Annotated in this window: 10 protein-coding genes; all 10 read left to right on the top strand. The window is 54.2% G+C overall.

Annotated features, from left to right (window positions below; translation table 11 throughout):
• Positions 1-333: 333 nt before the first annotated feature.
• The 10 genes from DW211_RS10435 (at position 334) to DW211_RS06595 (ending at position 12,457) form a co-directional block, all read left to right on the top strand.
• Positions 334-396 carry a hypothetical protein gene (locus tag DW211_RS10435; protein ID WP_118259993.1) on the top strand — a complete coding sequence of 21 codons (63 nt, stop codon included), beginning with the start codon at positions 334-336 and terminating at the stop codon, positions 394-396.
• A gap of 1,109 nt (positions 397-1,505) precedes the next feature.
• Entirely contained in the window at positions 1,506-1,712 is a 207-nt protein-coding gene (locus DW211_RS06635) for a hypothetical protein (protein ID WP_118259959.1), read from the top strand.
• 2 nt (positions 1,713-1,714) lie between these two features.
• Complete coding sequence (locus tag DW211_RS06630; protein ID WP_118259957.1) at positions 1,715-3,511, top strand: class I SAM-dependent DNA methyltransferase; 1,797 nt, start codon at positions 1,715-1,717, stop codon at positions 3,509-3,511.
• A gap of 2 nt (positions 3,512-3,513) precedes the next feature.
• Complete coding sequence (locus tag DW211_RS06625; protein WP_118259956.1) at positions 3,514-4,716, top strand: restriction endonuclease subunit S; 1,203 nt, start codon at positions 3,514-3,516, stop codon at positions 4,714-4,716.
• Between the two features lie 3 nt (positions 4,717-4,719).
• Entirely contained in the window at positions 4,720-5,283 is a 564-nt protein-coding gene (locus DW211_RS06620) for a hypothetical protein (protein ID WP_118259954.1), read from the top strand.
• Between the two features lies 1 nt (position 5,284).
• Entirely contained in the window at positions 5,285-8,377 is a 3,093-nt protein-coding gene (locus tag DW211_RS06615) for a type I restriction endonuclease subunit R (protein WP_118259953.1), read from the top strand.
• Between the two features lie 32 nt (positions 8,378-8,409).
• Positions 8,410-9,636, top strand: a complete 1,227-nt coding sequence (tcmP, locus tag DW211_RS06610; protein WP_118259951.1) for a three-Cys-motif partner protein TcmP — start codon at positions 8,410-8,412, stop codon at positions 9,634-9,636.
• Positions 9,637-9,730: 94 nt separating this feature from the next.
• Complete coding sequence (locus DW211_RS06605; protein WP_199576713.1) at positions 9,731-10,471, top strand: radical SAM protein; 741 nt, start codon at positions 9,731-9,733, stop codon at positions 10,469-10,471.
• 866 nt (positions 10,472-11,337) lie between these two features.
• Positions 11,338-11,880, top strand: coding sequence for a DUF4230 domain-containing protein (locus tag DW211_RS06600; protein WP_233540965.1), 543 nt, complete (start codon positions 11,338-11,340; stop codon positions 11,878-11,880).
• Positions 11,873-12,457 (top strand): DUF4230 domain-containing protein, encoded by a 585-nt coding sequence (locus DW211_RS06595; protein ID WP_118259948.1) that lies wholly within the window; start codon positions 11,873-11,875, stop codon positions 12,455-12,457. Before DW211_RS06600 ends, DW211_RS06595 begins: the two co-directional genes overlap by 8 nt.
• Positions 12,458-12,553: the final 96 nt, after the last annotated feature.

Here is a 12,553-nt window from a genome sequence, read left to right as displayed (position 1 = left end):
AGTTCTTCTTGCGTATAAACTACGTCGGAGTTGGACGCCTTGCGTTTGCACTCAATGCCGACTGGGACTATATGGCGGAGGAAATGTCCGAGGCTTGGGCTGAGCGCGCCAGGCGCCGCCAGGATATTTTCGATGGATTCCACTTTTATAGCCTAGATAGAGAAACGACAAGGATTGCCTTCTCTCTGAAGCTTGCCGCCATCAAGTACGACTGCGGGAATGAGAAGAACGAAGTGCGCAAAGGGCAAAAGAGGAGCTGGGCCCGCGCGTGGCAGGATTCGGTCGCGGATGGCCTAGGCATTGATGCAGACGGCTACTTTTTGAGCGAGGAAGATGCGTACGGAGCCCTTGAGGCTATTTCGCGGCAGCGAGGCGGCAAGGTGCGCGCTTTGCTGATTGCTCAGGAGCTGGTTGAGTTTCGCCCCTATTTCCAGATAGGAGATGAAGAGAAGAAGGAATACAAAGGTTTGAAGGAGAGTGGATCTTGGGTTAAAGATGAATTTCCCAGGAGACAAGACGCGGTTGATTCGGATGCCATACGTTCCCTCGAGAAGCATCGCGGGGCGCGCGCTCGTGAGCTTTCAGATACATTGCCAAAGCTCTTGGTGGGCGGTGCCATTGCTGCTGCGGCGTTCGTAGGCACAGGAGGAGTGGCCGCGGCATTGGCTCCGGATATTGCTGTCGGTATCTTTGGAGGCTCGTTTGTCGGCCTTCACGGGGCCGCGCTTGTCAATGCGAGTCTTGCTGCAGCTGGCGGTGGGGCCTTGGCCGCCGGCGGCATGGGCATGGCCGGTGGCACTGCTTTGATTACGGGCGGCGGCGCCGCGCTTGGTCTATTGGGTTCCGGCGGCGTTGCCTTGGCGGCGTCGATGGGGGAGAACTACGCGCAGTTCGTGCTCGTCGAATGTTCGAGGCTCCTTGCTTTTCTTGATGTGGCAACTGACCGCTGCCCGCATGAGGGGGCCATTTTGGTGCGGAAGGCGGCCGAGGCCGTGCAGCGCAGCATCGCTGGTGTTGAGGAAGATGTCGAGAAGGAGAATGGAAAGGGGGACCGCAGGGATAGCAGGTTGCTTAAGCAGTTGAAGAAGGGTCTTGGGTATTTGACTTCAACCCTTAAGCGAATCGAGAAGATGCAGAAGCACCTTGGTGCCGCCGGCGAGGGCGAGCCGCTTAACAGCTTGCCGGCAACAAGTGATGAATAGGTTCGGGCAGTCTGGCTGCAATTCTATGCCATTAGCGCCCTCGCTCAAGCTGGCGTCATGCTTACCCATCTCTTTGTGGAACGTGATAAGTGTGTTAGCGGCTTGCTCGGTGTCTTTTTGAGTTGCCGACTAGTTCTCATCGAGCTCCTTCAGGCGGGAGAGACGACGGTCCAGAATATTATTCCCCTTCTTATTGGCGTTAATTACTTGTCTATCCATCTGTGCTAGACGGTAATTAGTTTTCAGTCCTTTGCTAGAATCATAGGCACATTTGTATTGCATCATGCAATCGCGGAGGTTCCCATGAAGTACGCCGACCTTATCGACGGAGAAGCAACCCCGAGCGAGCTCAGAAGCTTCCTCGTGGATGGCGAGAACGTGGCAGTAACCGTCCGCATTCCCAAGAACATGCGCGACGCCGCCAGGGAGGCGGCTGCTCTCAATGGCGTTAGCTTCACGTCTCTCGTAAAGACGAGCCTCATCGAGTATCTGTCCAAGAAGGAGAAGTAACGATGGCAGACAGCGACGATCTCATCAAGGCCGTTGGCGCTAATATTCAGGAGAAGGCATCCCTTATCTGGAGCGCTGCCGACACCCTGCGCGGTCCCTACAAGCCGCATGAGTACGGCCTGGTTATCCTTCCTATGACCGTCATCAAGCGCTTTCATGATTGTCTCGCTCCCACACACGATGCTGTTCTCGCCGCTGCTGAGAAATACAAGACGCTTGCCGTGAAGGACGGCTTTCTGCGCGAAGCCTCTGGATACCCCTTTTACAACACCTCTAAGTTTACCTTCGAGACACTTAAGGCCGACCCAGAGAACATCGAGGATAACTTCAAGGACTACATCAACGGGTTCTCGGACAACGTGCAGGACATCCTGGCGCGCATGAAGTTCGCCGACCAGATCGAACGCCTCTCCGACCCGGATGCCCCACTGCTCTACCAGATTATCTGCGACTTCTGCAAGCCGCAGGCCGATATGTCTCCCGATAAAATCCGTGCGGTGGATATGGGCTATATCTTCGAAAATCTCATCCAGCGCTTCTCTGAGTCTTACGACGAGGATGCTGGCGCCCACTTTACGAGCCGCGACATCGTGTACCTTATGACCGACCTGCTCATCCAGGCGGACTCGCACGTCTTTGAAGGCGATCGCATCACCAAGACGGTCTACGATCAGACCATGGGCACCTCGCAGATGCTCGGTTGCACCGAGGAACGCCTACGCCAGCTCGACGCCGATGCTCATGTGACCTGCTACGGCCAGGAGTTCAACCCGTTCACCTTCGGCATCGCGAAGGCGAGCGCGCTCATTCGCGGTGAGGACGACGCTAACATGCGCTTTGGTGATACCCTGTCCGCCGACAAGTTCGAGGGCTTCAAGTTCGACTACTGCATCTCCAACCCTCCGTTCGGAGACCCGTGGAACCCACAGGCCGCTGCGGTGGAGAAGGAGTTCAAGACCGCCGGCGGCGGGCGCTTCCCGGTTGAGAAACTCCCAGCCAAGGGCGACGGCCAGATGCTCTTCGTGCTCAACGGGCTGTCGAAGCTCAAGGACGATGGTGTGATGGCAATCATCCAAGACGCCAGCCCGCTCTACAAAGGCAAACCCGGCAGCGGCGAGGACGGCATCCGCCGCTATGTGCTGGAGAACGACTGGCTCGACGCCATCGTGCAGCTGCCCTGCGACTCGTTCTACAACACCGGCATTGCTACATACGTGTGGCTCTTCAGCAAGGCGAAGGCGCCCGAGCATCGTGACCACGTGCTGCTCATCGACGCCTCCCAGTGCTTCGAGAAGCGCCGCAAGGGCATCGGCGACAAGAAGAATGACATCACCAAATCCTGCCGCGATCTTATCGTCCGGGCGTATTCCGAGTACCGCGACGGTACCTGGACTGGCGAAGGGTCCAACGGACAGGAGGGCTCTGTCGAGGCGCGTCTGATGGAGACGGTCGAGTTCGGCTTTAACCGCGTGACCGTGGAGAGTCCCGTCGTCGACGAGAGCGGGGAGCCCGTCCTCAACAAGCACGGGAAGATGCAAGCCGACAAGGCAAAGGCCGACACTGAGGACATTCCCCTTAACCAGGACATCGACGCCTATATCGAGCGCGAGGTGCGCCCGTACAACAAATACGCTTGGGTGGACAAGAAGAAGACCAAGGTGGGCTATACCATTCCATTCACGCGCGTGTTCTACAAGTACGCCGAGCTCGAACCTGCTGACGAGATCGCCAAGCGCATCCTCGAGCACGAGAAGACGCTTGAGAAGAGCCTCGAGGCGCTCTTCGGCGAGGTGCGCTAGCGATGCGGGAGATGAAGGTTAATGGTGTCGAGTGGCTCGGCGAGGTGCCCGCGGGATGGACTTTTGCACCGTTCAAACGACTGTACTCACAGGTCTCCATCACAAATTGCGAGAGCGAAGAGCTCCTTTCGGTCTACTTGAATCGTGGAGTTATCCGCTATGTGGACTCTGATGGGGTGCAGGTGCATAAGCCAAGCAAATCTTTGTTGAAGTATCAGCTGGTTCGTCCGGGCAATTTTGTTCTAAACAACCAACAAGCATGGCGTGGATCCGTTGGGATATCTATTTACCGCGGAATAGTCAGCCCCGCTTACTATGTTCTCGAGAAAAGCACAAGCAATATAGATGATCGTTTCGCTAATTATCTATTTAGAGGTCCTTTTGTGCAGGTGCTTGAGCTGTGCAGCCGAGGGGTCGGCACAATCCAAAGAAATATTTCACTTGTTGAGCTAAAGTCGGAAATGGTGCCTCTGCCGCCCCTCGACGAGCAGCGCCGTATCGCGGACTTCCTGGACGAGAGGTGCGGCGAGATCGACCGCGCCGTCTTCGCCGCCGAGCGGTCTATCGAGGAGCTGAACCTGTATCGCTCTGCACGTTTGGAAGAGATGATTACCAGAGTTTCGCACGAAGCGCCGCGGGAGAAACTCAAATACGTGCTGAAGGAGTCTAAGGATAAATCTCCTGACGGAATCGGAGAGCCGCTGTCAATTACGATCGCTCGTGGAGTGCTTCGTTCTATTGAACTGGCCATACCGAATCCGACATCAAGCCTTGTTGGTGCCAAAATTGTCCATGCTGGCGACCTGGTCTTCAATAAGCTAAAGGCGTATTACGGCGTGATGTACGTGTCGCCTTACAACGGCTTGATTAGCCCGGAATATGCCGTTTATCAGGCCATCGATATGGGGAGAACCTCACTGAAATATCTTGAGTACGTATTCCATACAGCAGCAGTGATTGATGAATTTATAATTCGCATCTCTGGTGTTGCGGATGGTTTCAGGCGCTTGTATACAAGCGATCTGTTTGACATAGCGGTACCAGTGCCTTCTATCGAGGTGCAGCAGCGTATCGTGGCGGAACTGGATGACCTGTATGCTTCCATTGCCGAGTCGATAGGGGCCAAGCAGGCTATCATCGCCGACCTCAAAGCATACAAGCAGTCGCTCATTTACGAGGCCGTCACCGGAAAGCGGGAGGTGTAGCCAATGGGTGATTCCTATCGTCTCCCTCGCATCGTGTTGGAAGCGTCATCGTCAAAAACGTGGGATGCCGCTATCTCCGAATGGCACGTGACGGGATGCCGTGACAATGGGGACGCTTCTGGCGATTGTCTTTGCGGACACGAGGGCATTAGGTATGAGTTCACTATCAAAAACTCTGTCAACGGGAACGAGCTCTCACCAATAGGCTCAACCTGCATCCTGAAGTTCGAAAACGATGAGCTCAAGAACGAGGTTGAAGGTTGGAAAGCGGCAATCAAGTTGCTGGAGGCCCTCGAGGCAAGAAAGCCGGACGTACGACTCGACGGCATGAACAGGGACCTGTTCTCTCGATGTCTCTACGCCTTCCTTTACGAGAAAGGTGCTTTTCCGCCCAACAGGTACAACGGTTACGACGGCCGAAACGATTACGAGTTCATGGTGGATATGTTCAACAAGAGGACGGCACCGACAGAAAAGCAGCGCGCGAAGATGTACATGGTGCTAAACAAGAGCATATTTCCGTGGCTCGTTCTTTTCGGTCGTGAGCTGAGAGAGATGAGGCTGTAGCATGTCTGCGCAGACAAAGGAAAAGAACCTCGAGCAGGACATAGAGTCGTTCCTCTGCTCGCCTGCGGGCGGTTTCCTTAAGTGCGACGATAAACATTCGCTCCTCTACGTCGAGGACGGCACCTATCAGATGGTCGGCGGCGGCTACATGGAACACCGTGACCGCGCGCTCGACGCCGCCACCCTGGTCAACTTTATCCAGACGACGCAGCCCAAGGCTTGGGAGCGCTTCGAGCGCATGTGCAACTCCGATCCCACGGCGAAGTTCGCCAAGGTCTTCAACGACGCCGTCGACCGCCTGGGTATAGTCGCGGTGCTCAAACACGGCTTCAAGCATCGAGGAATTCCTTTCAAGGTTGTATTCTTCAAGCCGGAGAGCGGGCTTAACGAAAGCGCCGCCAATCGCTATGTCAAGAACGTCTGCCGCTGCATTCGCCAGTTCCACTTCGCCGAGACGGGCAACCAGACCATCGACATGGTCCTGGATGTGAACGGCATCCCCCTGGTGGGTATAGAGCTAAAGGACCAGTTCACCGGTCAGGACGTCGAGAACGCGATGCGCCAGTGGCGCGAGGACCGCGACTCGCGGTGCCGCTGCCTCAAGTTCAACACGCGCATGGTGGCCTTTTTCGCCGTCGATCTCGAAAATGTCTACATGACCACCAAGCTAGAGGGCGCGAAGACCTTCTTCCTGCCGTTCAATCAGGGCTCAGCCGGGGCGGGAAACGACGGCGGCGCCGGCAACCCCGCAAATCCCGACGGCTATGCTACGAGTCACCTGTGGGAGGTCGCTCTACAGAAGGACAGCCTGCTCGACATCGTCAACAAGTTCCTCCACCTGGAGGTCAAGGAAGAGACGGAGCTCGATGCGCACGGCAACGAGGTGAAGCGCAAGAAGGAGCGCATTATCTTCCCCCGTTACCACCAGCTCGACTCCGTGCGTAAGGTCATCGCCGACGTACGCGCGAACGGGACGGGCAAGAACTACCTTGTGCAACATTCGGCGGGGTCGGGCAAGTCGAATAGCATCGCCTGGACGGCCTATCGCCTGGCATCCCTCTTCGTGGATGACACCCCGCTGCTCGACTCCGTGGTCGTCGTCACCGACCGCCGAGTGCTCGACAGCCAGCTGCAGGAGACCATCTCGGGCTTCGACCACGCCATAGGCTCGGTCGTGACCATCGGCAAGGACAAGACTTCGGCCGATCTGCGGGACGCCATCAACGGCGGCGCTCGTCTCATCGTCTCGACCCTGCAGAAGTTCCCCGTGATCTACGAGCAGGTCGAAAGCAAGGGCAAGCGCTTCGCCATCATCGTCGACGAGGCTCACTCATCCCAGACGGGAACGAGTGCGCTCAAGCTCAAGAGCGCTCTTGCCGACAAGCGCGACGCGCTCGAGGAGTACGCTGAGATCGAAGCGGAAGCCGAGGGGGCTGCGGCCGATTGGGAGGACCAGCTCGCCGACGAGCTCGCGAGCCACGGCCGTCACAAGAACCTGACCTTCGTGGCTTTCACCGCCACGCCGAAGGAGCAGACGCTCGAGATGTTCGGCGACGAGTGGCCCGACGGGACCTTCCATCCGTTCCATATCTACTCGATGCGCCAAGCGATCGAGGAGGGCTTCATCATGGACCCCCTCGCCAACTACGTGAGCTATTCGGAGGCCGTCGAGCTTGCGCGCACGGTCCCCGACAACCCCGATGTGCCGAGCAGTCCCACGCTCAAACTGCTCCGCAAGTATAAGGAGCTGCACCCCTATGCCCTCGGCCAGAAGGCCGAGATCATCGTGGAGACGTTCCGCAACGTGACACGCACCAAAATCCGCGGCAAGGGCAAGATGATGGTGGTCACGGCGTCGCGCCTCGCGACGGTCCGCTACTACCACGAGATCAAGCGCTACATGCAGAAGAAGGGCTACGACGACATCGAGGTGCTGGTGGCGTTCTCGGGTGCCATCAGCGACCCTACGGATGGCCCCGGCGGTCCCGAGTACACCGAGCCGTCTATCAACGTCGGCCACGATGGACAACGAGTCGCCGAGAGCCAAACGAAGGCCGAGTTTCATAACTATGGTGACGTGCTCGTCGTCGCCGAGAAGTACCAGACGGGCTTCGATGAGCCTTTGCTGCACACGCTGGTGGTGGACAAGAAGCTCAGGGACGTGAAGGCGGTCCAGACGCTCTGCCGCGTCAACCGTATCCACCCGGACAAGGAGGACACCTACATCCTCGACTTCGTGAACAAGCCCGAGGACATCCAGAAGGCGTTCGAGCGCTTCTATACCGAGACGTCACTCTCCGAGCAGATTAACACCGACCTCCTCTATCAGGTGCAGACCGATATTCGCGGCTACGGGCTCTATGACGAGTCTGACATCGAGGCCGCTGCCGAGATAGTCTTCACGGATGACAAGGGTAAGTCGCAGGGCAACGTGCAGGGCAAGCTTGCTGCCGTTTTGAAGCCTGCGGTCTCGCGCTACAACGAGCTGGATGACGACTCGCGCTATCAGGTGCGCCGTAAGGTGCGAAGCTTCTGCAAGTGGTACACCTACATCACCCAGATTGTTCGCATGTTTGACCGAGACCTACATAAGGAGTACGTGTATTTAAGCTATCTGCGCCACCTCCTCAAGGTCGAGAAGATCCCCGTCGAGGCTGTGGACGACAAGGTCGAGATGCGCTTCTACAAGCTCAAGCAGGAGTTCGAGGGCAGCATTTCGCTTGAGCCTGGCGGTGGCGTGCTCGATCCCGGTGGCGCGGCCAAGACCCTGACGCCCGACAAGAAGCGCGACCCGCTGCAGGCGCTCGTGGATAAGTTCAACGAGCAGTGGGCTGGCAACTTCACCGAGGGAGATCGTGTGGTTATCGACACGCTGTGGAAGCGTATCGCCGAAAACCCGCAGGTCGCCGACACCATCCGTCGCGATGGCAGGCAGGTCTTCGAATCAAGCCTGCTGCCCAAGGTGTTCGATGAGGAGGCTCGCCGCGCCTATGTGGAGAACACGGACTCCTTTACTAGCCTCTTTGAGGACAGTGAGAAGTATCGCGCCATGATGAGCGCCATCGGGCAGCTGCTGGTTGAGAAATTCAAGTAGACGATGAGGACTAAGAGCAAGGTGGGCTTAGCATGGCAAAAAACCAGTCAGATTACTTTCAGGCAAAACATCCGTGGTCTGAGACTAAGGATGATCTTCTGGCATGCTATCTAACGCCTTTTTTCACTAAAGTGTATCGACCTTCACGGAACGGCATTCTTTATATCGATGCTTTTGCTGGTGCGGGTTTATTTGCCGATGGCAGTAAAGGATCTCCCTTGATTGCCCTTTCTAAGTATTTTGCAATTGCAAAGAAAAATCGTTCAAAGACGCCCATCCAGTTCATTCTTAGTGAATCCAACGCGGAATCTAGAAAGCATCTCGAATCGACATTTAACGAAGCAAAGGGAGCTAGCGGCTATATCAAGCCGCCAATTATCGTTTCCAGTTGCGAGGATGCTATAAGACAGGCACAACAAACTAGCATTTGTGGGGGCGGTAAGCCCTCAACAGTCTTCTATTACATCGATCCATTCGGGGTTAAAGACCTACGACTCGATCTTCTAACTAATTCGCCGAATATGGCTCACACGGAGGCCCTGGTCAACTTCAATAGTTTTGGCTTATTCCGCGTTGCCTGCGCTGCCATGAAAGTGCCACTGTCACTTCCAAATGAAGTTGAACTGCCGGAAGACGACTTTAATGAGCTCACGAAAGCCAGCGTTTGGGTTGAACGTCTGAATGCCTGCATCGGAAGTGGCGACTGGAAAGAAGTGGTCGTTCGTTATAAGGCTGGAAAGATCGACGCTTGGCAGGCTGAACATGCGCTCTCGGAACTCTTTTGCAACAACGCGCGTTCTTACTATAAGTATGTAACGAATATGCCTATCAAAGATATGAGTAAACGCGTTAATGTCGGTGGGCTCGTCAAATATAGAATGATCCATATGACCAATAGCCCAGACGGTTGCGTTCTGATGAACGATAACATGATTAAGCGCAACTTCGACTGGCAATGCAAGCAGTTGGGATTGTTTGCGGTGGATGTTGATGGTCGCAATGTTGAGACTGCCGTAATTGCGGCCAAGGCCCGTGATTTTGTCCAGCATATGCCCGTTCACCAAAACATGAAAATGGGTGATATTGCTGCCACGTTGATTTCCGAGTGCGGAGTCTTTGACAGAAGCAATACTATTTTGAAGACCTATGTGGGCCCAATGATTGAGGAAGGTATTCTTGAGCGTGCGGTCAAGTTCACTTTGAAAGGAAAGCCAAAAAAGAGCTTTGCGCTCAAAGACGAGGTTTATCGAGCAAGATGAGTGCTTAGGTCGGTCGTATCTTTGGTGTGAGGAAGTTCAGCGAGAAGAGAATTAAAGAACAATGGAACAACTTGGGCACATATATCGAAAAAGTATGCTCTACCGTACAAAAGTTGAATATGGCGATTGGGCGATGAATCATGTGCAAGGCTGTTCGCATGGATGCAATTTCCCATGCTATGCATATTTAATGGCAAAACGTTTTGGGCGTGTCAAAACATACGAGGAATGGCGGCGGCCGAGCCTTGTCGACAACACTTTGGATCTGCTGCGCAAGGAGTTGCCGCGTTATTGTGATGAGATAAAACAGGTTCAACTGTGCTTTACAACCGATCCTTTTATGCTCGGATATCCAGAAGTTGGCAGTATGAGCTTGGGTGCAATTGGGCTCATTAACGAGTACGGTAAGCCGTGCAGCATTCTAACGAAAGGAGAGCTTCCCGTTGAACTTGCGGCGTTACCTAATGCGACGTTGAACACCTATGGAATTACCTTGGTGTCGCTTGATGAGGACAATCGGAAAAGGATGGAACCCGGTGCGGCGGCATACTCAGTCAGGCTTGCCGCTCTCGAGTCTCTCCATAAGGCTGGCTGTAAGACTTGGGTTAGCATGGAGCCATATCCGACTCCAAATATCTGCGAGCAAGATTTGGATGCGCTGCTGCGCAAGATCTCTTTTGTCGATAAAATTGTTTTTGGCAGGACGCACTATGACAGACTAACAAGCTCCTACGACGACTGCGCCCGCTTCTATCGTGATAGTGCAAGGGAAGTCCGTGATTTTTGTTTTGATCACGGCATCGAGTGTCACATTAAAAAGGGGACTGTCAACTAGTGCTGAGCCTGCTGCGGTTTGGTAGCCATGGTATCGGGTTTCACTATGGTCCTGACTGCATTCGTACAGCTATGTTTTTCGATGCGCCCTTAAGCTAGTTGCAATTTGGGGCCATTGAGAGCTGCTATCCACGACCTTATTTGCGTGCCTCTGTCATCGCTATTTCTTGCATAACATCCTGTACGCCCATTGCTCTGCTTGCCAAGAAGCCGACGCACACGCTTGATCCCACCTTATTTGGAATACAGGCTTTTACGTCTTCACACGTCAAGCATTAAGTCACTTTTTATCAACACTCCCTGACCGTACATCGATCGCAATGTCGATACGGGCAATCATTAATGTGGAGCTTTTGGCAACCAGATTGCGGAAAGTGGGCTCACCGATCTCGATGAGCCCGCAGACGTTGTGCATGTCGGTGTGGTCGCCTAGTTTGAAGGCCGAGGCTGAATCTGCTGAGGGATGGGTGCGAGGTATTTGATGGCGGGCTAAAGCCTGATGCTGATAATGCCAATGGTGCTGGCGAGAAGAACGAGGGCTATCAACGCAATTACAACTGCCAAAACTGCATACAACCGCTTCATTTTTGCCTCCTACCGAACTGGAAGAAATGGGTGCAATAACTGCTGATAGAATTCTACCAGCAGATTACTACTCAACGGTATGAGTGAGGTTTGTTTTGGAACATAGCAAACACGAGAGGTACATTCAGTCCGAATGTACCTCCGGGCATGATGAGCGTGTGGAAGCGCCTCGAAAAGAAGCGGTCGAGGCGAATGACAAGTGGGGTAAGAAGGTTGCCAAGCATTTTGGAAAGCTATCGGTCAAAGTAAAGATTGTTTTGGTCGCGGTCATATTGGTGGCCCTTGCCGGTTTTTTTTGGCGGCGCCCTCCCTTGGATAACCGATAACCACGAAACTCAGTACCTCACGACATCGGATCTTAAGTCTGCTGTAGATATCGACAGTCTTTCTACGGTTGATTACACCTACCACGGCATCGTCGAGAAGCACGGCAAGTTTCTCTGGATGGATCGCGTGGACTATCGCGTTAAATACGAGGCTCATATTCGTGCATCGTATACGATGAGCGACATCCAGTTTGATATTGACGAAGAGAACGAGATCGTTACCGCCTATCTCCCCAAAGCGCAGGTGGGTGAGCCACAGCTCGACAATAGTAAGTTTGGCTATCTTCCCGAAAACGCTACTGCAGATATGAAAGATGTTCTGTCACTTTGTCGCAAAGATGCCGCAGATGAAGTCGATAAAAAGGAGATTAAAAAACAGGCGGACGCGAGCTTGCGGGATACCGTAAAGGCGCTGACGCTGCCGCTTATCGAGGATAAGTACGAGCTTGATTTCAAACCGTTGGCCGAGTACAAGGGGGAGGCTGACTCCAATGCGTAAACCATGGTTAGTTTGCTTCGCCCTCGTGGCGGCGCTTTCATTTGCTGTACTTTCGGGCTGTGCCAAAAAGGACGAAGAGCCCGATTTCTCTGGTTATACGAAGATTGCCGAGCTTGCTACCGTTGAGTGTAGATTCCATAACGTCGCAGAAATCTATAACGATGGCACCGATATGCTGTTTGGGATAAACGTGGGTTACAAGAAAGCGTGGTTCGAGTACGACGGAACCGTGCAGTTGGGTGTTGATGTTGCCAAGGTAAATGTCGGTAAACCGGATGAGAATAATGTCGTAACTATCACAGTCCCTAATGCGCAGGTCCTCGGTCAGCCCCAAGCCGACGAGAGCACCTTTTCCGATATCTATAGTGATACCGGACTGCTAACTCCTATTACGACAGTTGATCAGTCCGCTGCGCTTGAAGAAGCCCAAAACGAAATGATAAAAAGTGTCGAGGGCAATTCGACATTGATGAGCAACGCTCGTGAAAGAGCTAAAACTCTCTTGAGCCAGTACGTCATAAAGATTGGTGAGCGGATGGGCAAGAAGTACGAAGTTCAGTTTAAGAATGCCGAATAGACTGGTTGGCAATCGGTCGGATTAAAGGGGGCTGCAGATGTGCAGCCCCCTTCTGTTAAAGGCTTTAGCCTGTGCGGGGCGCGCAGCGCGCCGCAT

Source organism: Collinsella sp. AM18-10, assembly GCF_003471585.1.
Lineage (GTDB): Bacteria > Actinomycetota > Coriobacteriia > Coriobacteriales > Coriobacteriaceae > Collinsella.
This window is presented reverse-complemented; position numbering and strand designations above follow the sequence as displayed.